Consider the following 25273-nt stretch of genomic DNA (forward strand, 5'->3'; position numbering starts at 1 on the left):
GGGTATGGGCAAGTGCTGCATCAAGCCCATTATGATACGAAGTCGAGCTATCTAAAAGCCAGTGGCACCAAGGGCGCGGACATTAGCCACCTATACATGCATCATGACCGCCAAGGCTCAACGGTTCTTGCACTAGACAGCGGTAACACCCAAGCCATGCGCTTAGGCTACAGCCCATTTGGCGAGATGTTTAGAAAACACAACGACCAAACGTTCTGGAAAGCCAACAGCACAGTGAACGCCAACCATCAGTTAGGTCAACTGGTCCCTTATCAATATACGGGCAAGTACACAGAAGGCAGTACCGGGTTGGTGCATATGGATGCGCGTTGGTACAATCCTCATACGCACCGATTTGTGCAGCCAGATTATTGGAACCTTAGAAACACGCATTTGCCGGTGGAGATACAGCATGAGTTGATGCGTTTTACTGGGTTGAATACCTCTCAGTTGCTATCCGACCCAAGTCAGCAGATGAGTTATGGGTATGTGAGTGGGAATCCGTTGACGTGGGTAGATCCTTGGGGATTGTGTTTGCCAGTCGAAACCGATGGTGTTGTAAGTAAGGAAGAAACCATTCGGGTACTTGAGGAAAATATCAATGCTTGGGTTAACGCAGAGCAGCTAAGAATTGATGAAGAGTTTAGTGACAATGTTTTAGGCACATTTATTGACATTGGGCGAGTTTCGTCTGAGCGAATTGGATACGCTGCCACTGTTGCAGTAGTTGTTGCACCGACAGGGTGGGCTGCGGGTGCACTTGCAGCTATATCGTCTTTAACAGGTATAAGCGTTAGTGCCGTTGATTGGACCGCTAGTTCTAACCCAAATGGTGCTGCTAATGTTGGTTTAATTAGTGCGGAATCTTTAAGATATGTAGGTAACCAATTAGCCCCTATTGCCCCTAGACCAGTACAAATTGGGTTTGATGCAGCAACTCAAGTGTCGAATTTTATATATGGAGAAGCCGCTAGGAATGACTAAAAAAATTGCAAGCCCCAGATATTATAGAGTTACTTTGAATGCTCAGATTATGCTTGTTTGTCCCTGCCTAGTACTTTCAATTTATTCGTTGGTTACAGGGGAGGGTAGAGCATATGCTGGTGTAATATTTGCACTATTTCTTTCTGTCAATTTCTTTAGGGATGAAATTAAGTACTTATTTAAATTTGATCGAAGGTTTCTTTTTTACTTTGTGACTTTAAATATACTTGGTAGTTTGTCGGTTAAAATTTATTTTATCTTACCAACCTTATGCGGCATTTTGTCTGGTCTTTTCATCGGATTTTATAGTGTATATCGTTACGATAAGGCTATTGGTTCTGATACGCAATGGGAACCTTAGCATCTATTAGTCACATATAGGTGGAGCATTATACTCAATCATGTAGTGCCAGAATTGAACGAGACACACCAAATTATTGGTGTGTGTCTTTTTATCCTAAAAGCCAGTGGTGACAAAGGCGCAGAGATCAGTAATCTGTATCTGTACCAAGATAGGTAAGGCTCCACTAACCTTGCTCTAGACAGTGCTAACACCCAAGCCATGTGCTTAGAATACAGCCCACTTGGTGAGGTGTTTAGAAAACACAACGACCAAACGTTCTGGAAAGCCAACAGCACAGTGAATGCCAATCATCAGTTAGGTCAACTGGTACCGTATCAACTATTCCTTAAAAGAAAGGGGCAAATACACAGAAGGCAGCACGGGACTCGTGCACATGGATGCGCGTTGGTACAATCCTCATACGCACCGATTTGTGCAGCCGGATTATTGGAACCTTAGAAACACGCATTTGCCGGTGGAGATAAAGCATGAGTTGATGCGTTTTACTGGGTTGAATACCTCTCAGTTGTTATCCGACCCAAGTCAGCAGATGAGTTATGGGTATGTGAGTGGGAATCCGCTGAGGTTTGTGGATCCTTGGGGGTTGAGTTCGAATCATTGGGATCCTGAGGCTAGGCCTAAAGCAATTGTCGTAAACTCAGAGTTTGATAGTTATGGCAAGTCAGCACCAATTTCTACCGATGGGATTATGGCAAAGAATACTAACGAGGATTCAATAGAAGATTACAATACTTGGGATGAATCGGAACAAAAAGCAACTCTGAAAGCTGCTGCAGTAGTAACAGCCCCTATTTCTGGAACCGCGAGCATAACACTATCTTTTGCGGCTTCTGCATGGGATTATTCAGATGAAAATAACTCAGATTCTTTTGTTTCACCGACTATTTCAATTATCACTGAGGTTGCCGCGGGCAAGTTTAAGAGTGTTGATCCAATCTTAGAAAGTGTTAGTAATCTCAATAACACTTTCAGTGTGTTCTCCATATTTGAACCTGACAACAATGAATACGCCTCTCCAATTTATTCTCCTCCTTTAGTGGGGCAAAAGCCAAATTTTCAAGTATGTACAGTGAGATAAGTTATGAAAAGTACTATATACAAACATCCATGGTTTCTTGGGTACTGGTTCATCATTATTTTGAGTACATATAGCGTTAGTTTTGTCCCCTACGTAGGTTTCATAACAGTTTTCTTGATAGTTTTAAGTGTTTGGCTTGGCCGCTACCCTAAATCTAAGGAATGGAACAAGCTCGAAAAATTTAGAAGTGCTCAATGGTTGTTACAGGGGATCAATGTCTATAGTTTCGCTGCGTTTCACTATATGGAGGGAGATGTCAATGTTGGTTTGCTCATACTTCTATACCTAGTACCTGGCCTATATCTGGAGCGAATTGTTACTAAAGGGGAAAGTTGAATAATAATATTAGGGATTATAAATATGTAAGCTATGTGAGTACTCGGGACGAAGCAGTAGCGATTTCGTTCGCGAGTGGAGGTTACACTCAAGTGCAGTTGGGTGAGTTTGAAGGAGCTTATTTTGAGATTTGCAGTGGTCTTAATCTCTATTGTTTTTCTTTGTGGCTGTATTGTTGAGAAACAACACGTTCAGTTAATTGATATTGATGTTTACCAATCTCAGGAAAAAAATCTTGCTTTAGTTAAGGAGTTGCTCGGTTACGACAGTAGTTACCTAATCTCAAACATTGAGGGTTTGAGTAGTAGCAATTTTGATGCAGTTGAAATTGGGTATGACTATTCTTTGAACTCGAGTAGAGTGAGTTATACGGTTACCTACTCTACTCAAAGTGACAGAGAGATTGACATCCCGACATTGAAAACCAACTTCAAGGAGTTTGTCATAAGGATGGCAAATTTTCATGTTGATAATCAAAAGGTAGTGACCACTGTTTCTAGTTTGGTCGAGCCAATAATTGTAGGGGTATTTCTCAATAGAAATTTGAGTGACGATGTGGTCAAAGTCGTAGAAATGAAAGAAGGTATATATGAAGCGTCAGATGATATTGAGTCTCAGTTGGGTAACTATCTAAGTAATGAATATCTTGGTACTCATCATTACATCAACTATCAAGGTTACAGTTGGTTGATGGTGAACAATTACGTTGCGAGGTTTGAAGGAGGGACAGTTATTTTGAGCTTTGGCTTTTATGAAAGTGATGGCGCCTGGAAAGTTGTCATGTTTAATTACTATCAGCAAAGTATACCTGAGTAAGCAAAAGGCGACACTTGACGTTGCAAGCAATACGGCGCCTGCAGCAGCGACAGCCAGTGCTTCGGGTACCCCTATGACGACAACGGCCATTTACTGTTTGTCGACAGCAGTCAGGGCGCTCAACACTATAGTCACGATGCCCTTGGTCGCATGACTAAACGGCACCTTCGTTAACTATGGCTACGACAGCCGTTCGCGGCGCATCACCACCGAACGTAATCGCCTAACGGACGATGGACTCGAAGCACCACAGACGCTTGTCAGTCAATACGACGGCCGCCAAGAGCAAGCGCAGTTTGAAGCAGGCAAAGCGTTTAGAAGCCTCACCTTGCTGCCAGAGCAAAATGGGTATGGGCAAGTGCTACATCAAGCGCTGTATGACACTCAATCGAGCTATCTAAAAGCCAGTGGCACCAAGGGCGCGGACATTAGCCACCTATACATGCATCATGACCGCCAAGGCTCAACGGTTCTTGCACTAGACAGTGGTAATACCCAAGCAATGCGCTTAGGCTACAGCCCATTTGGTGAGGTGTTTAGAAAGCACAACGACCAAACGTTCTGGAAAGCCAACAGCACGGTGAACGCCAACCATCAGTTAGGTCAACTGGTACCGTATCAATATACGGGCAAGTACACAGAAGGCAGCACTGGACTCGTACACATGGATGCGCGTTGGTACAATCCTCATACGCACCGATTTGTGCAGCCGGATTATTGGAACTTGCGCAATACGCATTTGCCAGTGGAGATACAGCATGAGTTGATGCGTTTTACTGGGTTGAATACCACACAATTGCTATCCGACCCAAGTCAGCGGATGAGTTATGGGTATGTGAGTGGGAATCCGTTGAAGTGGGTTGATCCTTGGGGTTGTGTTCTAGGATCCCGACAATTGATTTTTATGGCATCTGTGATGAAGAAAGAACGATTTTTTCGTACACAGATGTGAAGCCGGTTTACTTTGGTCCACTTGAAATCGCGATTGCTTTACCAAAGTATTCAGATCCTGAAGTAAATTTAGGTGCGGGATTGCCTGGTGATTCCCCAATTGGTGGTAAAAGTATTTTTGGCGCATCGTTAGATCAAAAAGTAAAATTGGTTGTTTTTTCATATGTAGAGAAAACTGAGTATCAGGAAGTAACTATTTCAAAAACAAGAAATGTCTACTATGAGGATATGGATATAGATGGTGATGGTGAGGTGGAGTCACTTCCAATAGGTAAAGAAACAAAGGTCAACACAATAACGTTAGAGGTGTCTAAGTATAATGAGTGGGTTGATAGAAGCACTGAAGAGATTGAAGTTAGTTATCCGCTGCCGGGTAGGTAATCCTCTTGTCGTTTTTGTTACGTTATTGTCATTTAATGCTTCATCATCGGAAGGTTTATGCGACGTTATTCGTTATGAAAGTCAGCAAAAAATAGAGCAAGGGAAGATTTCGGAGTTTTTAAATGGGGTTCAAAGGAGAACCTACGAGGTTGCTTCAGTTACAAGAGTATTAAATACTATATATTCTAATGATTTACTTGTTGAGGATTACAAAAATATTGAGCAATGTATGGATACTCTCGATAATCGTTATGTTGACAGAAATAAGAATGTATTCTTACTTGCTTCAGTTGGAAGAATAGAACTCGAATCCATTAATGAAAGTAAAGAGAGCCTAAAGCTATATACATTCGACTTCCTTAAAAGCAACGACGTTATAGAAGTAATGGAAGCAATAAATGCTATTGCAGTCATTAAAGATAAAGACTCAATTGACCAGTTGCTAACTTTTGTAGCTCAGCATGAAAACATTACCCTGGTAGAGTTTGCACTTTCATCTTTACATACCATTGGTGGTGATTATATATATGCGAGGCTTAAAAGTATTAGTGAAGCTGACTCAAGCTTGACAAAACTAATAGAAGGTTACTTATTTATGTGGTGAGACACTTAAAAATACAGTCTCAAGCTAGGTTTTTAAATGAATAAGAATCAATACGGGGTCTAGTCTTGCTTTTAGTTATGAGGCTAGCCTTCTTATTTACTCTAGGCCGTTAGACCTTTATAGCATTACCACGCCATTCAGCTAACCGAAATCGACGGTCACCGCCTGCCAGGATTCGGTTGAGACTACGACGGAGGTAATTACAGCTTCGGAAATTGTGAGTGATTTTAGCCGTTCATTTGAACAGAATATAATAAATAGGTATTTTTATTTTGCTAAAGAAAATGTTTGTGTTGTTATTGCTATTCACGCCAATGGTGCACGCAACGCAAGAAAGTGAGGTTTTAATTATCAACAAAGCACTTGAAGTCTATGTTGATAAGGGGACAAAGGGAATAGAAGAACACTGGCCCATGCCGAATACTGTTGATGTTACACCTTTTGTAAATACTTTGACTGCTATCGAAAAGTATTATGGGGATGTCATTGACTACGATCTTATAAAAGTTAATGAAATTAGCGAGCGAGTTCGAGTGGCATATTTTGCTCTAAACTACAATGAAGGCGCAGCCTTTCTTAGGGTTCAAACCTATTTAAACCATGAAAATAGGGTTTTGTTTAACTATCTGAATGTTCACACTGAGTATCAGACCTATTTTTCAGATAAGTGAAGTTAGGGTTAATTATATACGGGGTCATGGCCAAGCCATGACAGACCTTTTTGAACTATGTTTACCACAGTCGACAAGAACCAGCCCCGTTGATGACCATTTGCATGGTAATTTGGTGACGCCTAGGTGACGCCAATGAGCTAAAATTCAGTATATATTTAGAAAAGCATAGAAATCGTTGTGAAGGGTTAAGTGATTGTTAGTCGTTGATTATTATAACGAAATAAACTTTGGTGAACGTTTATATAAAGTAATGAAATCGCGGCACTAATCCTTCAGGGCGTGCCATATTATACAAAGCCCCGATAGCTCAATGAGTTGTCGGGGCTTTGTCGTTTCAGCCACTAAATACACTGCCTGTACAGTTTGACTACTAAAAAACATCATCGAGCCGTCGGCAAGCGAAGTCGCTGATGCTGTCAAATTGACGATTGAGTTGCTGTGAGTTATTGCTACTCAATTCAACATAGCTCAACAGTCTTTTGGCTCGTTCTTCCCCAAAGCTTGCTTGATACAGGGCGACCAAGTGTTGCCAACGGCGTTTCTTTGCTTCTAGTGTTTCTTCTTGCGACTGCCAATAGGTAAGTTGATTGCGAATGATGGTTGGAAATACGGTGTGCTGATCCCACTGCGCAAACGTTTTTAGGTTTTCTAATGCAAAATTGAGCTGCGTTGGTGTGGCAGGCTCCGATAACCCTAAGACTTTCTTGCCGACGACCGCGCCTCGTAAGTCTGCACCTAGTAACCAAGCACCTTGTGGCTGAATACTAGATAAGTATTTGATGTACGGTGATGGCGGGTGAGTTGCTGTTACGGGGAGATCACCAAGGTTGGCACCTCGTAAGTCAGCAAAACTGAAATCGGTGATCATATAGTGTTGTGCCTCTATTGGGCTGCCACCAAAGTCACTGCCTGTAAAAAGTGTGTCTCGCAGATCGGCACCGGTAAAGCGGGTACCGCTCAACACAGCATGTTGTAGGTTTGCTTGGCGCATAAACACGCACGGAAATGACGCAAAACTAATGTCTGAATGGCTGAGGCTAACCAAATCTAAAAAAGGACGATCAGGGTCAACATCGTAATTGTCGTGCTCGTCATCAAAAGTGAGCCCACTGAGCGAGGAATAGCTTAGGTCAATCCCGATAAGGCTGACATCGTAGTCAATGAGAGTGCTCAGAGCCTCTCGTCTGCCTAAATCTCCCCACTTTCCTTGAGCGCGGTCGATGGTTTCCCAAGCGGTCGTGATGGCGCTTGATTCTCTGTCATTGAACAGATAAAAAATCAGTGAGACCAGCAGTAACCACATCGAGCCTTTTTCGATGACGTCGGCTCCCGTTGAAAACCAAGACTGAATCTTTTGTATTTGCGAATAGTAGGTAGTGGAAAAATGACCAATCACACCTGGTGTATTTTGAACAACGCTTTTTATGGTAGGCAGAATGAACCCTTTAATCCCGACAACGAAGAGCATCAGGCATAATGCCAGTTGCACCAGCTTATTAGGGTGGTTGACTAAATCTTGCCATTTTTTAAGTAGCTCTGTGATGTAGTCGCTCTGTTGCAATCGCCATTCACTTACGTCAAACAATGCATAGTCAAAAAAGTAAAACGCACTCAGCAGTGCAACCAAGCTTGTTGCTCGTTGCAAAAGTTGTCGGCTCCAGCGACTGGGGGGGTGTTTCGCATCGTGTTGCGTAGGCTTATCTGGCGACACGAGCTTTGTCTATATCATCCATGATGATTAGAGCATAGACGCGAAGTGAAACAAGTGGCAAGTTGGCGCTGTTTGAGAGATGCGTGTTTATGCGATTAAGTAAGCGGTATTGTTGAGTGTTAAGCGGACATCAATCCTCGTTCGATAGATGCGCGAATGTGTTCGGTCAACGGTTGAGGTCGCCCATGTAGGTAACCTTGCAAATGGTCGCAATCCATCTCCACTAACTTATCATTGATTGACTGGGTTTCAACACCTTCGGCCACTACCGAGCATTGAAATCCCTTGCTTAGGAATATGGCTGACTCCACAATGGTATAATTGGCAGGCAAAGTATCCATGTTGTTGACAAAACTACGGTCGATTTTAATTTGATGCACAGGAAGTTCTCGCAGTAGGCTTAGCGAAGAAAATCCGGTGCCAAAGTCATCAATACTGAACTTAAACCCGATTTCGCCCAACGCAAGCATGACTCTTTTGACGTTTTCAATATCGACTAACATAGCGCTTTCCGTCACTTCGAACACAAGGCAATCTGGTGAGATTCGGCCTTGTGACACCCATTGGTCGAGTAAATTGACCAACAGGTCATCTCGAAAATAATTGGCTGATAGGTTGACGTGAACAGCCCCAACAAATCCATGTTTTTTCATCTGCGGGATATCAGATACTACTCGATGAAGAACCCATTGAGTGATGTCCCTCATTAGGTTCGATTGCTCAGCGATGCCAATGAATACGTCCGGCGAAATATACTGACCATCGGTATCTTGCCAACGGATCAAGGCTTCTACCCCATACAATGAATGATGGTCTTTGTTCACTATGGGCTGATAATGTATCGCAAAATGCTGCTGTTGAATGGCGATATGCAGTTTGTGAGTTGAGGGCGCACGCTTTTGGCAAGAAGCATGAAACCAATGCAGATTAGACCAAGAGGAAGGGCTTTCATGGTGTATAGGTTATTATCAGTATGTCATACTATATTTTATCGTATGATTAATGTTCAAACAATTCACGCGGTGAATGCTTTACTAGTTAACCACCAAAAGATTGATCAAGATCGTCACCCGCACTACTATCGACAGCAGTTTGCCCATTCATAGACATAGAAAAGGGGTCGAGAGTGTCGCTATTTAGGCAATTTAATGCAAATGTTCAGCCACTAATAACGAAACTAAAGCAAGGCATGCGTGAGCTGTCTGAGCACCAATCAAGGTTATGGGTTGTCACCATCAAGCCAGAGGTTGGTACCAGCGATACCTTTGTTATTGATGAAGACCAATTCAAAGAGCCGCTTCAATGGATGGTCAAAAAAGGGTATTCATCGTCAATGTTGCAACAGGTACAAACGATGCCGCGTTCTGGCGTATTGGTTTGGCATGTGGGTAACCAAAAACACCAGCTACTTAGAGTTAAATAGCTGGTGTTTAATCAGTGAGCTTTAGATGTTGCTTTAGATTTCGTCGTATTCAAAGCTAGGAATAGTCACTTCTACACGTCGGTTTTGAGCGCGACCTTCTTCGGTTTCGTTGGTGGCAATAGGGAATAGCTCACCGTCACCTTCAACAATTAGCTGCTCACGACTCACGCCACCTTCAACTAAGAAGTCAGCCACGGCTTGAGCGCGTGCTTCCGACAAGGCTTGGTTGTATTCTTCTGAGCCACCTGAATCGGTGTGTCCCACGATTTCAGCTCTAGCCATTGGATGTGCAGCTAGCAGATCGCGCAATGGCTTGAGGCTTTCCATGCCTTGATCCGACAGTTTGGCGCTTCCGCTTTCGAAGGTGCCTTGGTCAAACAGTTGGTTCTGTTGTTTTTTACCAATCTCTGTCGCGGCTGCCGTTGTTGCAGCTACAGTTGTGACTACAGGCTCAGCGGCGGGTTGTGGTGCAGGTGCTTCTGAGACAGGACGAGCTTCAGACTCGTTCATCGTCTCTGGCTCTGGAGAACCAAATAAGTAGGTCAGTCCGAGGCCAAAGAAGTTTACATCAAGATCTTTGACGATAGTGTCGGTAAAGTCTTGATAACGTTGATACTCAAGGCGAGCATTTAAGCCTTTGGTTAATTGGTATTCTAACCCCAACGAGCCGGTCGGTACCACATCGCTATCGCCATCGTAGTTCATGTATGCGCCACCAATTTTGGCAAAAATATCAAACTCTTGACTGATTGGGTAAGTAAACTTTGGCGCCAAAGTGATGGCTTTCATGAACGCATCACCTGTTGTATCTGCACCTAGGTTTGTCTCAAAGTCGCCAAGTAGGTCAAGCCCAGCTTCTAGCGCAACGTATTGATTGAAATTATATCCACCGTAAATACCACCTCCCAAACTGCCATCATCACAAGGCGCGTCCAAAGAACAGGCACTACTGCTTAATTCTGAGTAACCCAGACGTGCACCTAGGTATCCTGGTTCATCAGCTTGGGCTACTTGGATCAATAAACCTTGGCTTAGCGCAAGGGTTACTACAGCGATCGTGGATTTATTCATAGAGACTTCCTTTTCATAGTGTGGCTACTATCACGCCAAAATAGACATCGGATCAGTGATATGTGTAAGGAGATTGTAAATAAATTGAGCGGTACTGTTTACTACAGTTTTATGACAATGATATTGAGTCTTAAGCATGAGATAAGATTACAGACTGTAAGACGGTTTAAGATTTTCTTTCGAAAATGAGCATGTTGCAAGCGGATGAGAGGCGATTCACAGTATGTAGAGAGAAGGGGTTGATAGTATTAAGTTCTATAAAAATAACCAAAAGGAAAGCTCATGGGATCGGAACCCGTCCAACGTCGCCTGCAATTTGTGTTGTGGCAATATGATATTCCACCAGTACAAGAAGTGTCGCTCAGCTTCTTCGGAATGGCAAATGAAGTTTTTGTGATCACTACGGAGCAAGGGAAAGTTGTGCTTAAAAATTGCTTTAAGCGCAATACAGTTCAGCTCGTCGAAAATGAAATAGCGTTAATTGATCACCTAAATGCACATCAATGCCCAACGCCAAAAGTGATCCCGACAAAAGACGGTCGTCAATATGTCGAGTTCAGCGGGCATATTTACGTAATGACAGAATATATCCCTGATCGCACTATCACATGGTCTGAGCCTAATAAACTTCGCTTTAGACCGCAGACTGCTGGCGCATTAGCGACGTTCCATAAGGCGATGCAAAGCTTTAATGAGCCTCATCCTAATTTACAGATGCAGACGCTTGATGTGGATGCTTATATGACTTGGCTGACTAATCTTGAGGCTCAATTGCGACGCTCCGATGGCGAGAAATCGGCGGCGATGTTAGCTCTGGTTCCCAAGTTAAGATCGAGCGCGCTTGCGCTACAACAACAGATGGATGCCGTTGATCTTACACCATTGAAACGGTGCTATATCCATGGTGATATGCACTGCTTTAATCTGTTTTACGATGCGAATGAGCACTATACACAGCTCATAGATTTTGACTTTTCTCGTCTCGACTATCGTTTAGGCGACGTCTATTGGACCAGCCAGATTTTCTATTACCAGCAGTTGCGCCATCGATTTTCGACTCAGCAGTTGGATGCGGGGGAGTTCGATGAAAGCGCAGAGCTAGCATCAGAGATTTTGCAGGATAATTGGCGAGTCATTATTGAGCACTACAGAAAAACCTTACCTCTTCCAGCTGATGAATTGCGTCTTATCGGGCTATTTGTGCAGGCAGTACCAATGTATATTTCTCGATTTTTCTCGTTAGACAATAGCGAAGAGGAATGCAAAGGGCATGTTGAATGGTTTACTCGCGAGCTTGAACTGGTTGAGAAACAAACGCTACTAGTATCGAATGCTATCGAAACTGTGCTGCAAGAGCTAGGGGAATAAGGTGATTTCAACGTATTACCGTTTGTCCAAGCCGATTGTAAGTTTAGCCTTACCAATCATGATCCAAGGGTTTCTGTTTACCTTAATGGGGTTTGTCGACGCGCTTATGATTGGCCAGTTAGGTGAAGTCGCGATCTCTGGTTTGGGTAATTCTCAGCAGTTGTTGACCTTTAGTTTTTTGCTGTTTGCTGCTCTGTCGACAGGTGGAAGCATCCTTATATCACAATACAGCGGAGCTCATCAGTCGGTTAAAGCGATACAAGTGGCAGGAAGCGTTATTGTGTCTGCTGCACTGTGTGGAGTGGCGTTAGGTGCCATCGTTTACTTTTATTCTGCAGAGCTGGTGGCCTTACTCACCACGGATTTTCTAAAACCCAGTGACCAATGGAGCGAAGTGCCTTCTACCGCGTCATTGTATCTTTCTGCTGTGGCTTTCGCGATCCCATTGATGTTGGTGTCTCAAATGGTGGCGGCAACGTTTAATGCAACCGGTGACACCCGAACACCAGTTAAAGTCGCAGTGACGTTCAATGTCGTCAACTTTGTCGGGAATTACGTGTTTATCTTTGGTCTCGCAATACCAGGGATAACGGAGCCGTTGTTTCCACCCATGGGACTGCGCGGAGCTGCCATTGCGACCCTATTAGCGAGTGCAGGCCAGTGCGGGGTATTGCTGTATCTATTGGCAAATCGTTTCGGTTTGAAGGCGATATTTACTCCTAACACAGCTGAACTAAAAAAAGTGATAACACTGGGTTACCCATCCACAGTTGATGGGTTTTATTGGCAAGGGGCACGGGTTTTCTATACCGTTTTAATGAACGCCATTGGTGCGATTGCGTTTACTGGGTACACCATTGTACGAACCTTTAAGAGCTTGTTTTTACTGCCGGTCGGAGGAATTGGTCAAGCAACGGCTATTCGTATTGGCCAGTTGTTAGGGGCCGGAAAGTACCGCTTAGCGAAAGCCAGTGCGGTGAGTGCGATTGCTACGGGTGTCGTGGTGATGCTGATACCTGTGGTGTTATTAATTGCGCTGTCCGATTCGTTGCTTAGCCTATATAACATCCAAGAAGAAACGCATCGATTGGCGCGGATCTGTATTTGGATATTGGCAGTGTCACTGTTTTTTACTGCTGTAAACTCGGTGATTCCAGGGTTGTTGAGGGCGGGCGGTGATGCAAAGGCTGTGATGAATATAACTCTAATAAGTTTTGCTGTTGTTGGTGCACCTGCATCATTTTTGTTGGGGATTGTGCTCGATTATGGCTTGATAGGCGCCTTTATTGGGATCTCGTTAGAGGAAGTGTTTAAGTCGTATTTGTTTGTCAGACGGATGAAGCAAAACGCTTGGATTCAGACACTGGTGTAGTATCGTGACATGATTGTAATCCATTCAGTTTTTACGACTAATAGAGCTAGGGGATTTTAATCATGCACGGAAAAGTGCACCCAGGAGATAACCAAAAGTTTGGGAAGATGAGACTCATTTCAGTGATAGATTACAGTGGCCTTATTCTGGCCACTGCTTAAACTCTATACGTTCGTCGGCAATATAAAACAATGTGTCACCGCCATGGATCGGTTGGTCTAATCTTTGATTGATGTGGACTTCGCCTTGCGCGTCTCGCACTCCGATAATGGTCGCTTCAAAATCTTGCTTAAAAGTTAAAAACAGAGCCTTGAGTGGGAAGGTCGAGCACTCTTTTGGCACTTGAATGCTGTATTGGGTTTGTCCCTTATGCGCAGACACTAGTTCCGAATGCACTAAGCTGCTACCAAAATCCATTACAGATTTGGCTAACAGTTCCGTCGACAAGTTGGAAATACACTCTGAGTTGGGGCAGTGCGCACTCAAAATTTGGCATTTTACGTCATCGATAAAATGCGCCACCAAGTGAGCGCTGGGGTTCATTTGCGCGACAAATAGCGCAATAGTTAGTGTCATTTCGTCTGTGTCAGTATCTACGACCAAACAGGAAGCTTGTTCAATGTTTGCCCGCTCCAAGTCCTCAACATCGGTAAAACCATGAACGTTGATAAATTCGACTTGTTCTGGAAGTGGATTTTGCTGCTGTTCAACGCTAATCAATACTATTTGGCGCTGCTTTTCTTCTCGTTTTAACATCTGAACCAGATGCGGAGTGCGTTCGCGATTGTAACCAATGACAACAATGTGATTAGACAGGTTCACGTGGTGTTTTCCTTTAAATTGACGGTACCACAGTGCAGACAGTGCACTAAGGACTTTACCAATGATTAGACCAAACAGTGCCAAAGACAGTGGGATCACAAAAAACGCGGTAAAGAGTTGCCCGGCATTGGTTTGAGGTGACATATCACCATAGCCAACCGTTGAGCCCGTAACCGCAAGAAAATAGATAAAATCAATAAACTCTTCGGTTAAAGCATGCTCTCCAGTGAGGCGGTAACCGATGTACACGACGATTGAGTATATCAACACTAGCAGGAAGGCATTAGCGTTTGCCATGGCGAGAGCGTATTGAGACAGATATTTATCCCACCACCAAAATAACCGTTGAGTAAAGGTGTTGTGATGCTTCATCTATTGCCCAAACGTTGATCTGTCATTTAGTGCTCCTTGGACCTAAAGAGGGTGCTGTTCCCTATTGTGAGGCATCCACTGCTTGTAGAACTCAATCAATGCCTTGTCCTAGTATAGCCATTAGACGATTGTTATAAAATGGTAACATTCGACTGTTTGATTAATTTATCAAAGTGTTAGCATAGGATCGGACTTTGTGAGGGAGTACTCGATGCGCAATGTATTTATCCCACCGCCTGTCGTAATGGGGTTATGTGGTCTTTTGGCTGCTTGGATGGTCGATTTTAAGTATCAATTGCAAACCAGCACCCTATTGGTGGTATGTTTACTGGTTATTATTGGTGTATATATCGCGTTAGAGGCCGTTATGGCGTTCAAACGCGCAAACACAACTATCCACCCCAATAAAGCAGAACATACCGTTACATTGGTTGTAGAGGGAGTGTACGCCTTTACTCGAAACCCGATGTATTTGTCGATGCTGTGTGTGTTGATTGCTTGGTGTCTTGTCTTTGTTAGTGCGTGGGGCTGGATCTCAGTTGGGGTATATATTGGTTACATCACGAGATTTCAAATCATGCCAGAAGAGCAAGTACTTAAAAGAAAATTTGGTAAAAGTTATGAGTCGTACTGTCTAAGCGTTAGGCGATGGGTTTAGTCGGTAATACAATCAACAAAATGCCCGGTAAATACCGGGCATTTTAGTTATTTAATCGGGGTAGACTTAATGAGTTCAATGAGCTCTTGTTCGGTCTTAGGCTCGCTAGAAAAATTAATCTCGGGTGATGAACCGCCTCTTAATACATAGGCGCGAGTTCCACAGTGATCATAATGATACCAAAGGCCATCGACGCAAACGTCTGTATAACAACGTGGGTCCTGTTTTAGTTCCATACTCTCCTCCTTGGTAACCTTTACGTTACGTCTTATTAACACCACCAAATTACCTTAAAATTACTGTGGGCAATGTTGATTTAGATCAATTTTATGTCTCTTGTGTAAAGAGATCGTTAAAAAGTCGTGTCAAGGTAGACTTTGGTCGTAGGCGAAAGGAATGAAAAAAGCCCACGATATCGTGGGCTTTTATAACATGATGGCCGAGTGTATTAGCCTGCTAACACGTCGGTTGCTACTTTGTAGCTTGGATCTTCTTTTACGTTGATCTCAACTAAGCTGCCTGCTTTGTGGAGTAGAGCGCGGCAATCTGGGCTTAGGTGGCGAAGATGAAGCGTTTTACCTTTGCTAGAGTAGCGCTCTGCAATGGTCTCGATAGCTTCAATGGCCGAGTGATCGGTAACGCGTGACTCAGCAAAATCAACGATTACATTAACAGGGTCATTTTCTGCATCGAACAGCTCTAAGAAGTTGGCTGCAGAACCAAAGAAAATTGGACCGTGAATTCGGTACACTTTTGACCCTTCTTCATTGATGCTACTGCTGGTGTAAATGTGTTTTGCGTGGTCCCATGCGAACATTAGGGCCGAAACAATAACACCAACAAGAACCGCAATGGCGAGATCCGTCAGGACAGTCACCACAGTGACGAGAACAATCACAAAGAAGTCTTTCTTAGGTACGCGACGAGCAAGTTTGAATGTTGCCCACTCAAAGGTACCAATCACCACCATAAACATAACACCGATCAGCGCTGCTAATGGGATCATTTCGATTAGGCTAGAGGCGAACAAGATGAAGAACAGAAGCGCTAATGCAGCAACAATGCCAGATAGACGACCACGACCGCCAGAGTTGACGTTAATCATCGATTGACCAATCATGGCACAACCGCCCATGGCACCGAATACTGAACAGGTCATGTTTGCCATACCTTGGCCGACACATTCGCGGTTACTTTGTCCACGAGTATTGGTCATTTCGTCTAACACGGTCAGTGTCAGTAGCGATTCAATCAAACCAATTGCAGCCAGGATGATTGCGTATGGCAAGATAATTTTCAGTGTTTCTAGGTTAAACGGTACCGCTGGAACAGAGAAGCTCGGTAGCGTGCCCGCCAATGTGGCTGACGCATCACCAGACATCGCTCTTAAGAAGTCGACAACGGTTTGAGTTTCTAGACCAAGAATTTGAACCACCAAGGTAACGAACACGATCGCCACAAGTGACGACGGTACCGCAGTAGTGAGTTTTGGTAAAAAGTGAATGATACCCATAGTGACTGCAACGAGACCTAGCATCAGTATAAGCTCTGGTGTTGGTAGCCATGTAAGTACACCATTAACATCAGGCGCTTTAAATTGACCGAGTTGGGCTAGGAAAATTACTATCGCAAGGCCGTTAACAAAGCCAATCATTACTGGGTGTGGAACAATACGGATAAACTTACCTAGTTTGAGCAAACCAGCTGATATTTGAATTGCACCCGCCAACATAATTGCCGCGAATAAGTATTGCACGCCGTGGTCAGCGACAAGAGACACCATGACAACAGCCATTGCACCTGTCGCACCAGAAATCATGCCAGGGCGACCACCGAAGATCGAAGTAACAAGACCAACTATAAACGCAGCATACAGGCCAATCATAGGATCGACGCCTGCAACAAAGGCAAAGGCGACAGCTTCAGGCACAAGTGCTAAAGCGACGGTAAGGCCCGATAAGATATCATTCTTGGCAGAATGAGACGAAATCTGAGGAAATTCAAACATTGTAATTCTTTGTTACCAAAAATTGGGGTCAAAATGAGGGCGAATCGTACCCAGTTTAATGACTAAGTTCAAGAATCAATCGCATATTGAGGGTAACTAAACCATGTGACAAAAAAAAGGCACTCATTTGAGTGCCTTTAATGTTAATTACTTTTGCAATTATTCAGCTGTTTTCGCCATGCTTGCTGTAGATTGACTGGTGGCTGCCATAGCTCCAGCGCCTTTAGCTTGATAACGTTCTTGTCTGAACTCAGCAGCTTTGACCGTAATGGTCTGCAACTCAGATGGGCCAGGCGCTTTAGTCATGCTAGAACTTGCATGACCTTTGGCTTTAACACCCGCTTGCGCTGGTGCAGTTGCCACTTTTGGCGCTTGCTCAACAGGAGCAGCTGGTTCGGTGCTGGCTTCAACAGCCGGCTCTGGTTGTGTTTCTTTAACAACCTCAACAACAGGTGCTTCTTCCACAGCAGGTGTTTCAACTGCTGGTGCTTCAGCCTCAGCGACGTCAACAACCGGCGCTTCAACAGCAGGTGCATCTACTACTGGTGCTTCGGTTACTGGAGCTTCAACAGTGTCGACTACCGGTGCTACTACAGGAGTTTCAATTACCGGTGCTTCTACCTTAGCGATTGTATTTGAAAGGATAATCACTTTACCCATACTCATTTCTGGGGTAGCGAAACCACCTAAGATTTGAGTTGATTGATTTTTCTGCTTGTCGTTGCGTGGCTTACGACGAGGTCGTAGGTCGAATTTCGGCCATACTTTACCCATTGCCATTTCTGGTGACATTACACCACCTTTACGCAAACGGTACGGATTAGGGCGACGATCGCGACCACGGCGACGACGTTGTCCGCTCGCACGCAGGTGACGCGGAGTACGACGGTTGCGACGTTGTTGAGGCTTCTCTTCAGTTGCGTTTTCTGCGGCAACTTCTGGCGCTTCAACATTTGCTTTCACTTCAGCTTCAACGGCAGCGTTCTGCGCATCTAGCTTTTGGGTGTCGGCATTGGCCTGCTGGTCTTTAACGCGTACACGCTTCTTAAGCTGACGTTTTTGACGACGTTGCTTAACTTGAGAAGTACGTGCATCCGTTGCTGAAGTTTGCTGTGCTTCTTCGGCAATTTGGGTGCCTTGCTCAGCAACTTTAGTGTTCGGTTTGTTGTCACGTTCTTTACGCGGCTTTCTCTTATCCTGGCGTTGATCTTGGCCTTTCTCTTGGCGAGGTTTTTGACCTTTCTCTTGACGAGGTTGTTGAGCTTTATCGTCGCGTTTATTGTCACGCTGCGCATTATCGCGTTGACTATCGTCACGATCTTTGCGGTTGTTACGTGGCTTGTTACGGCGATTGTCACGTTGACCACGGCGTCTGTCGTTATCGCGACGTGGACGATTGTTTGAACGTGGTTTTGCCTCTTCTTTCTCTTCTTTCTTCTCTTCGACCTTAGGCTCAGGTGACGCAAAGAAAGACGATACCGCGCTGGCTAGTTTAGCAAATAGTCCAGGAGTCGCGGCTTTAGGCTCTTCGGCTTTCGCCACTGTAGCTGCTGGTTTAGGTGCTGGTGCCGGTGCGTTCTGCGCTGGAGCTGCAAACCCTTTAAGCGCTGGCTCTTCAATTTTCTTAGGAGCTAGATCAAGTTCACCGGCTTCACGAGCTTCTGCTTCTTTTAGTGCTTCTAGTTTCTTCGGCACAAGGTAAGAAAGGATGTTCTGCTCTTCACCGTCACGGATACGGATCACTTCGAAATGAGGCGTTTCCATATCTGAATTAGGTACAATAGTGATCTTCACTTCTTGCGCACGTTCAATGTGATTGACGCTGCGGCGTTTCTCATTGAGTAGGTAAGAGGCAATAGGTACTGGCACGACAGCCATTACTTGAGTGGTGTTGTCTTTTAGAGCTTCTTCTTCAATTAAGCGAAGAACAGACAGTGCTAATGACTCATTGTCACGCACGACACCAGTACCTGAACAACGAGGACAGATATGGTGGCTCGCTTCAGCCAATGAAGGGCTTAGGCGTTGACGTGACATCTCTAACAGACCAAATCGTGAAATTCGACCAATTTGAACGCGTGCGCGGTCAACGCGAACTGCATCACGTAGGCGATTTTCTACTTCACGTTGGTGACGTACTGGTGTCATATCGATAAAGTCGATAACAACCAGACCACCTAGATCACGAAGGCGCAGTTGACGAGCAATTTCGTCAGCGGCTTCTAAGTTAGTATTGAGTGCAGTCTCTTCAATATCGCCGCCTTTGGTTGCGCGAGCGGAGTTAATATCGATAGAGGTTAATGCTTCAGTTGGGTCAATAACAATTGAACCACCAGATGGCAAACGAACTTCGCGTTGGAACGCAGAGTCAATTTGGCTTTCGATTTGGTAGTGGCTAAACAGTGGCACTTCACCGTCGTACTTTTTGACACGATTCATAAAGTCAGGGCGCACCAATTGAATGTGCGCTTGTGCACGCTCAAAAATGGTGTTGCTGTCGATAAGAATTTCACCAATATCACGACGTAAATAGTCACGAATTGCGCGAACAATAACGTTACTTTCTTGGTGGATCAAAAACGGTGCTTGGTTAGCATCTGATGCATCTTTGATTGCGCTCCAGTGGTTAAGTAGAACGTTTAAGTCCCACTCAAGCTCTTCTGCACTTTTACCCACACCCGCTGTACGAACAATAAGACCCATACCTTGAGGAAGCTCAAGAGTGCTTAAAGCCGCTTTAAGCTGGGTTCTTTCGTCACCTTCGATACGACGAGAAATACCACCAGCACGAGGGTTATTAGGCATTAGGACTAGGTAACTACCCGCAAGAGAGATGAAGGTTGTTAAGGCTGCGCCTTTATTACCACGTTCTTCTTTCTCAACTTGAACGATAACCTCTTGGCCTTCTTTAAGTACCTCTTTGATACTTGGTCGGCCTTGGTAGGTATATCCTTGTGGGAAGTAATCTTTTGCAATTTCTTTAAGAGGAAGGAAACCGTGTCTTTCAGCACCGTAATCAACGAATGCGGCTTCTAGACTTGGTTCAATACGGGTGATGCGTCCTTTATAGATGTTGGCTTTTTTAGATTCATGACCTGGGCTTTCAATATCCAGATCAAAAAGCTTTTGCCCATCTACTAGGGCAACACGCAACTCTTCTTTTTGAGTTGCGTTTATTAGCATTCTTTTCATTTTGTAATTATCTCGTTTTTAAGCGCCGCACAGTCTTGCTCAGATGGTGTCGATCCCACGGTTAACAATGCAGCCTCACGGCTGGAAGGGATGCTCTTGGACACGAAGTTGGTCACGTTTTGTGCAAAGCTGCTTATGTACTCAATGTGGGTACTAACAATGTTGCATGTAAAACGTGACCCGATCTCTCGGTAAACGTCACATCGGGTGCAAGGAGTAGTTGCGGCGATGGTTTTATTCTTGATGTCTTACGCCATTTGCTGCATGAAGCAATAAAACCGCTACTCTAATTTATAATTTTATGGCAAAAAGTGAGTCAAAAAGAGTGAATATTCATCAATGCTCAACTTTAAGTGGTGAACTATAGCAAGGCTGTTCATTCACAGCAATCGCCATCATAGATTATTGTAAATTTATTGGTGCAGTGCTTTGCTTTAGCCTCATTAAAGCAAGGGTTTATGGCGATATTGGTGATGTAAGAAAAATCACGCTGTAAGGTTATTGTCAGCTTTCTCACCACTTATACACATTTTGTTCAGTCATTTTGTGGATGAAGTAAATGCTGTGTTCAGTTTACGAAAGTAGAGATTTCTTCAGTCTCGGGGTGTTACACTATGCTCATGAATGAAATTAGAACAAAAGTGCAGCTAATTGACATCGATGATGACATGGCTGGCCAACGAATCGACAACTTTTTACGTAACCAACTAAAGTCTGTGCCTAAAAGTGTGGTGTACCGCATTGTGCGCAAAGGCGAAGTTCGAGTGAATAAAAAGCGTATTAAAGTGGAATACAAACTGCAACCTGGCGATGTGGTTCGTATTCCTCCAGTCACCATTACCGAAAAAACCGATCAGCAACCGGTGATCAGTACCAAGCTCAATGCGGTCGCCAACCTAGAAAGTCAGATCATCCACGAGGATGACCACTTGCTGATCCTAAATAAACCGTCTGGTCTCGCAGTGCATGGGGGCAGTGGATTAAAGTTTGGTGCAATTGAAGCATTACGAGCACTACGACCTCAAGCGCGTTTTTTAGAGCTTGTCCACCGTATCGACCGAGATACGTCGGGTATCTTACTGGTGGCCAAAAAACGCTCGGCGCTTCGCCACTTGCAAGCCCAGTTTCGCGAGAAAACCGTGCAGAAGTACTATTTTGCGTTGGTCATGGGCACATGGAAACGCAGTGATAAGCAAGTTACGGCGCCATTGCTCAAAAACGAAGTAAACAGCATTGTGAGGGTGAACCCAAAAGGAAAACCGTCGGATACGCGTTTTAAAGTGCTCGAAAACTTTGATAAGGCAACATTGGTGCAAGCCAGTCCCGTTACCGGACGTACGCACCAAATCCGTGTGCATTGTCAATATAAAGGCCACCCCATTGCTTGGGATGACCGTTATGGCGACCCTCGATTTGATGCCTATACAAAGACGGTTGGCATCGACAGGCTGTTTTTGCACGCTGCAAACATTAAGTTTCGCCACCCTACCAATGATGAGTGGATGGAAATCAGTGCTCCTTTAGAAGCAAAGCTTGAAAAAAGCTTAACCAAGTTACGACAGCTTTAACTCTTCTATATATAGCCCATTAGATAGTAATGACGCGATCGCTGATTTCTATTTAATGGGCCTTTAATCGTAGTTAATGCTAAATCACGTCAACCCCTTCGTTTTTGAACAGATCCACCAGTTTTATCAGTGGTAGTCCTATTAACGAATTTGGGTCATTCCCTTCAAGCTTTTCAAACAAAGCGATACCCAGACCTTCACTTTTAAAACTACCCGCGCAATAAAGAGGGTTTTCCATATCAACGTAGCGTTCGATTTGCGCTGTGGTCAATGAGCGAAAATGGACAATAAAAGGTTCTACAACAACTTGGGTGTGATCAGTTTGACTATTGTGCAGAGCCAAGCCGGTATAAAAGGTGATGCGCTGTCCACTTTGTTTTGAGAGTTGCTCAATGGCTTTTTGTCTAGTAAGCGGCTTGCCGATGATTTCATCGTTGATAACGCACACTTGGTCCGAGCCTATAATAAGGTGGTTTGGATACTGTATTGCCAGTGATTTCGCTTTGCCAATGGCTAAACGTTCGACCAAGGCTTGTGGGGACTCACCGTGCATTGGTGTTTCGTCGCAGTCTGGCGAACCGGTGGTAAACGGGAGGCCCAGCTTACGCATGAGCGACTGTCTAATTTCCGAGGTTGAGGCTAAGACAATGGGCAAAGCCGCAGGTTGAGATGGCATGGTGTTATTCCTATAATAATTCGGTCATTAAGGTGGTGAAAAATTCACTAACTTTTTCACCTTTTCCTTTGACTATTGAGTCATTGAAAGCTAATATTCGCGCCCTATGCAAAAGGTAAAAATACCGCGAACGGTTGACCCAGGTAAATCAGCTCAAAAGCGATTGGACTATGATGGTATCATACAAGCCAGTCTCTTTAAGCGTTTGGCCGAGTCCGTCGAAAGCGTAAAACGTGAAGCAGATGTCTCATTGTCCTTTGATTTGGATGAACAACGACTGGTCGTTATCTCTGGTAAAGCTAACGTCGAAGTCGATTTAGAGTGTCAACGCTGTAATGAGGTTTTCACACATCTGTGTGAAGTCCAGTTCACTTACACTCCTAATAAAGGAGAGAAAAGTGAAGAGGAAGCGCCGGAAGAGTACGATTTGGTAGATCTGAACGAATACGGCGAATGCGATCTCATACAACTAGTTGAAGACGAGTTCATTCTTGGATTACCCCAAGTGGCAATGCATGACGAATCTGACTGTAGCGTAGATTCAAGTAACTTGGTTTTTGGTGAAATTCCTGAAGAAGTTCTTAAGGAAGAAAAACCAAACCCGTTCGAAGTTTTGAAAAGCTTAAAAGCACAGACAAAGGAGTAGGGTCAATGGCCGTACAAAAGAGCAAGAAGTCACGTTCTATGCGTGGCATGCGTCGTTCACACGATGCGCTAACTACAGCAGCACTATCTGTAGACGCAACTTCAGGTGAAACTCACCTACGTCACAATGTAACTGCTGAAGGTTACTACCGTGGCAAAAAGGTAGTCAACAAGTAAGGTTACCTTTACAAGTGATTACCGTTGCACTCGATGCAATGGGCGGGGACTACGGTCCTAGCTATACAGTGCCTGCCGTCGTGCAGGCATTGTTGCATTTCCCAGAGCTAAATATTCAGCTTGTCGGTCGCGAAAGTGACATCAACGCTGAGCTCGACGCCCAAACTAGCATCCTTCCGCGCTCTATTGATAGAGACGCGTTATTGTCACGCCTAACAATCCATCATTGTGATCATGTCATTGCCAATGACGCCAAACCTTCTGCAGCACTACGAAATAGCCGTGGCAGTTCGATGCGAGAAACTATTGACCTAGTTGCACGCGGTGAAGCCGATGCGGCTGTCAGCGGCGGTAATACTGGCGCACTAATGGCGTTGTCCAAACATGGTATTAAGATGCTTCCGGGGATCGAACGCCCGGCTTTGGTGTCAGCACTGCCAACGCAAAGTGGTCAGCCTGTGTGGCTTTTAGACCTTGGCGCAAACATCGATGTTGATTCAGACACTCTGTACCAGTTCGCGATCATGGGATCAGCATTGGCAGAGCAACATCTAGCCAAAGTGCCAAAAGTAGCGCTACTCAATATTGGTGCTGAAGCAAGTAAAGGCAATGACACCATAAAATCTTGCGCAATGCGTTTAGAACAAACCCCCTCAATTAACTACATTGGCTTTATAGAAGGGCACGAAATATTGCTGGATAAAGCGGATGTTATTGTGTGCGATGGTTTTGCAGGCAATATTTGTCTTAAGACCTCTGAAGGCATCGCAAACCTTATTCTGAATAAACTTAAACAGCATTTTTTTGGACACCCGGTTAAAAAATGGTTGGCGAGAATACTGTTTGCTTCCGCATTAAAAGAGCTAAAAGCACTGAACCCCGACCAGTACAATGGCGCAAGTTTGTTAGGATTGCGCAGCATTGTGATTAAAAGTCATGGAAGCGCCGATAAAACTGCTATTATCAACGCGATAGGCGAAGCAGTCCACGAAGTCAAACGTCAGATACCGCAGCGTATTTCTGACGGTTTGGAAACCGTTTTACTCGAGAGGCACTAACTCTTCATGTATAGCAAAATATTAGGCACTGGCAGTTACCTGCCATCAACAGTGCGTACAAATGCAGATTTGGAAAAGATGGTTGATACTAGCGACGAGTGGATCGTTGCACGAACGGGTATCAAAGAAAGGCGCATAGCGGCAGACGATGAGTCTGTGGCCGATATGGGATACATTGCGGCAAAAAACGCAATTGAAATGGCGGGCATCTCTAAAGATGAGATTGACCTGATCATCGTTGCGACCACTAGTAGTACCCACGCATTTCCATCGTCGGCTTGTCAGGTACAAGCCAAGCTTGAAATCTCGGGATGTGGTGCCTTCGATATGGCTGCTGCGTGTACGGGATTTGTTTACGCACTTTCCGTGGCCGACCAACACATTAAAAGTGGGCAGTGCAAAAACGTCCTGGTGATCGGTGCAGATACCTTATCAAAAACCTGTGACCAACTTGATCGCTCTACGGTGATTTTGTTTGGTGATGGTGCAGGCGCCGTAATAGTTGGCGCGAGCGAAGAGCCAGGCATTTTGTCGACCCATTTAGGGGCGGATGGCAAGTTTGGTGATCTTCTCAGTTTAGAAATGCCCGTTCGCGGTGGTGAGTTTGATACTTGGCTACACATGACAGGCAACGAAGTATTTAAAGTGGCAGTGACGCAATTGTCGCGCTTGGTTAACGATACGCTAAAAGCCAATAACATGGAAAAAAGCGATTTAGATTGGCTAGTGCCTCACCAAGCAAACTTGCGCATCATTACTGCCACAGCAAAAAAATTGGCAATGCCACTGGATCAAGTTGTGATCACGCTTGATAAACATGGCAATACTTCAGCGGCAACAGTCCCAACAGCTTTAGATGAAGCCGTTCGTGATGGGCGCATACAACGCGGCCAAACATTGTTGCTAGAGGCCTTTGGTGGTGGATTCACTTGGGGCTCAGCTCTGGTTAAGTTTTAGAATTTTA

The 25273-nt window shown here is 44.5% G+C and carries 24 protein-coding genes; 16 read left to right on the forward strand and 8 right to left on the reverse strand.

Annotated elements, in window-relative coordinates:
* Positions 1–12: 12 nt before the first annotated feature.
* From JQC93_RS09090 to JQC93_RS09120, 7 genes are all read left to right on the forward strand, one after another.
* Positions 13–984 carry an RHS repeat-associated core domain-containing protein gene (locus JQC93_RS09090; RefSeq protein WP_328833541.1) on the forward strand — a complete coding sequence of 324 codons (972 nt, stop codon included), beginning with the start codon at positions 13–15 and terminating at the stop codon, positions 982–984.
* 737 nt (positions 985–1721) lie between these two features.
* Positions 1722–2426 (forward strand): RHS repeat-associated core domain-containing protein, encoded by a 705-nt coding sequence (locus tag JQC93_RS09095; protein ID WP_236009448.1) that lies wholly within the window; start codon positions 1722–1724, stop codon positions 2424–2426.
* Positions 2427–2885: 459 nt separating this feature from the next.
* Entirely contained in the window at positions 2886–3578 is a 693-nt protein-coding gene (locus tag JQC93_RS09100; RefSeq protein WP_205158142.1) for a hypothetical protein, read from the forward strand.
* A gap of 328 nt (positions 3579–3906) precedes the next feature.
* Positions 3907–4530 (forward strand): RHS repeat-associated core domain-containing protein, encoded by a 624-nt coding sequence (locus tag JQC93_RS09105; protein ID WP_236009449.1) that lies wholly within the window; start codon positions 3907–3909, stop codon positions 4528–4530.
* The gene (locus JQC93_RS09110) at positions 4527–4910 is read left to right on the forward strand and encodes a hypothetical protein (protein WP_205158143.1); all 384 of its coding nucleotides are present in this window, start codon (positions 4527–4529) and stop codon (positions 4908–4910) included. The genes JQC93_RS09105 and JQC93_RS09110 overlap by 4 nt, the downstream gene beginning before the upstream one ends.
* Positions 4858–5514 carry a hypothetical protein gene (locus JQC93_RS09115; RefSeq protein WP_205158144.1) on the forward strand — a complete coding sequence of 219 codons (657 nt, stop codon included), beginning with the start codon at positions 4858–4860 and terminating at the stop codon, positions 5512–5514. The genes JQC93_RS09110 and JQC93_RS09115 overlap by 53 nt, the downstream gene beginning before the upstream one ends.
* Positions 5515–5786: 272 nt before the next feature.
* Positions 5787–6185: a hypothetical protein gene (locus JQC93_RS09120; RefSeq protein WP_205158145.1), complete on the forward strand. Its 399-nt coding sequence runs from the start codon at positions 5787–5789 to the stop codon at positions 6183–6185.
* A gap of 373 nt (positions 6186–6558) precedes the next feature.
* Here JQC93_RS09120 and JQC93_RS20285 read toward each other — a convergent pair whose 3' ends face one another.
* Together JQC93_RS20285 and JQC93_RS09130 are read right to left on the reverse strand one after the other, a co-directional pair.
* Positions 6559–7899 carry a pentapeptide repeat-containing protein gene (locus JQC93_RS20285; protein WP_205158146.1) on the reverse strand — a complete coding sequence of 447 codons (1341 nt, stop codon included), beginning with the start codon at positions 7897–7899 and terminating at the stop codon, positions 6559–6561.
* 119 nt (positions 7900–8018) lie between these two features.
* Positions 8019–8858 (reverse strand): EAL domain-containing protein, encoded by an 840-nt coding sequence (locus JQC93_RS09130; protein WP_205158446.1) that lies wholly within the window; start codon positions 8856–8858, stop codon positions 8019–8021.
* A gap of 167 nt (positions 8859–9025) precedes the next feature.
* On the opposite strand from JQC93_RS09130, the gene JQC93_RS09135 reads away from it, so the two are divergent.
* A complete protein-coding gene (locus tag JQC93_RS09135; RefSeq protein WP_205158147.1) occupies positions 9026–9322 on the forward strand; it encodes a hypothetical protein in 297 nt (98 codons plus the stop codon).
* A gap of 33 nt (positions 9323–9355) precedes the next feature.
* Here JQC93_RS09135 and JQC93_RS09140 read toward each other — a convergent pair whose 3' ends face one another.
* Positions 9356–10393: an OmpA family protein gene (locus JQC93_RS09140; protein ID WP_205158148.1), complete on the reverse strand. Its 1038-nt coding sequence runs from the start codon at positions 10391–10393 to the stop codon at positions 9356–9358.
* A 282-nt stretch (positions 10394–10675) separates the two neighbouring features.
* Here JQC93_RS09140 and JQC93_RS09145 point away from each other — a divergent pair, with 282 nt between their 5' ends.
* Positions 10676–11761: a phosphotransferase enzyme family protein gene (locus JQC93_RS09145; protein WP_205158149.1), complete on the forward strand. Its 1086-nt coding sequence runs from the start codon at positions 10676–10678 to the stop codon at positions 11759–11761.
* Position 11762: 1 nt separating this feature from the next.
* Positions 11763–13133 (forward strand): MATE family efflux transporter, encoded by a 1371-nt coding sequence (locus JQC93_RS09150; protein WP_328833542.1) that lies wholly within the window; start codon positions 11763–11765, stop codon positions 13131–13133.
* A gap of 141 nt (positions 13134–13274) precedes the next feature.
* Here JQC93_RS09150 and JQC93_RS09155 read toward each other — a convergent pair whose 3' ends face one another.
* Entirely contained in the window at positions 13275–14327 is a 1053-nt protein-coding gene (locus JQC93_RS09155) for a potassium channel family protein (protein WP_205158150.1), read from the reverse strand.
* Positions 14328–14538: 211 nt separating this feature from the next.
* Here JQC93_RS09155 and JQC93_RS09160 point away from each other — a divergent pair, with 211 nt between their 5' ends.
* Positions 14539–14985, forward strand: a complete 447-nt coding sequence (locus JQC93_RS09160) for a methyltransferase family protein (protein ID WP_205158151.1) — start codon at positions 14539–14541, stop codon at positions 14983–14985.
* Between the two features lie 47 nt (positions 14986–15032).
* On the opposite strand, the gene JQC93_RS09165 is transcribed toward JQC93_RS09160, so the two are convergent.
* From JQC93_RS09165 to rne, 3 genes are all read right to left on the reverse strand, one after another.
* Positions 15033–15221 carry a hypothetical protein gene (locus JQC93_RS09165; protein WP_205158152.1) on the reverse strand — a complete coding sequence of 63 codons (189 nt, stop codon included), beginning with the start codon at positions 15219–15221 and terminating at the stop codon, positions 15033–15035.
* 212 nt (positions 15222–15433) lie between these two features.
* Positions 15434–16993 (reverse strand): SulP family inorganic anion transporter, encoded by a 1560-nt coding sequence (locus JQC93_RS09170; protein WP_205158153.1) that lies wholly within the window; start codon positions 16991–16993, stop codon positions 15434–15436.
* Between the two features lie 159 nt (positions 16994–17152).
* On the reverse strand, positions 17153–20185 hold the full coding sequence (gene rne, locus JQC93_RS09175; protein ID WP_205158154.1) for a ribonuclease E: 3033 nt from the start codon (positions 20183–20185) through the stop codon (positions 17153–17155).
* Between the two features lie 620 nt (positions 20186–20805).
* Between rne and rluC the strand changes: the two genes are divergently transcribed.
* Positions 20806–21753, forward strand: coding sequence for a 23S rRNA pseudouridine(955/2504/2580) synthase RluC (rluC, locus tag JQC93_RS09180; RefSeq protein ID WP_205158448.1), 948 nt, complete (start codon positions 20806–20808; stop codon positions 21751–21753).
* Positions 21754–21832: 79 nt separating this feature from the next.
* Here rluC and JQC93_RS09185 read toward each other — a convergent pair whose 3' ends face one another.
* Positions 21833–22429: a Maf family protein gene (locus JQC93_RS09185; RefSeq protein WP_205158155.1), complete on the reverse strand. Its 597-nt coding sequence runs from the start codon at positions 22427–22429 to the stop codon at positions 21833–21835.
* A 106-nt stretch (positions 22430–22535) separates the two neighbouring features.
* On the opposite strand from JQC93_RS09185, the gene yceD reads away from it, so the two are divergent.
* The 4 genes from yceD to JQC93_RS09205 are packed head-to-tail and all read left to right on the forward strand — an operon-like array spanning position 22536 to position 25266.
* Positions 22536–23075 carry a 23S rRNA accumulation protein YceD gene (yceD, locus tag JQC93_RS09190; protein ID WP_205158156.1) on the forward strand — a complete coding sequence of 180 codons (540 nt, stop codon included), beginning with the start codon at positions 22536–22538 and terminating at the stop codon, positions 23073–23075.
* 5 nt (positions 23076–23080) lie between these two features.
* The gene (rpmF, locus tag JQC93_RS09195; protein ID WP_017027730.1) at positions 23081–23251 is read left to right on the forward strand and encodes a 50S ribosomal protein L32; all 171 of its coding nucleotides are present in this window, start codon (positions 23081–23083) and stop codon (positions 23249–23251) included.
* Positions 23252–23289: 38 nt separating this feature from the next.
* Positions 23290–24309 carry a phosphate acyltransferase PlsX gene (plsX, locus tag JQC93_RS09200; RefSeq protein WP_205158449.1) on the forward strand — a complete coding sequence of 340 codons (1020 nt, stop codon included), beginning with the start codon at positions 23290–23292 and terminating at the stop codon, positions 24307–24309.
* A gap of 6 nt (positions 24310–24315) precedes the next feature.
* Positions 24316–25266 (forward strand): beta-ketoacyl-ACP synthase III, encoded by a 951-nt coding sequence (locus JQC93_RS09205; RefSeq protein WP_205158157.1) that lies wholly within the window; start codon positions 24316–24318, stop codon positions 25264–25266.
* The last annotated feature ends 7 nt before the right edge of the window (positions 25267–25273 follow it).

Source organism: Vibrio ulleungensis (genome assembly GCF_016900875.1).
Taxonomy (GTDB): domain Bacteria; phylum Pseudomonadota; class Gammaproteobacteria; order Enterobacterales; family Vibrionaceae; genus Vibrio; species Vibrio ulleungensis.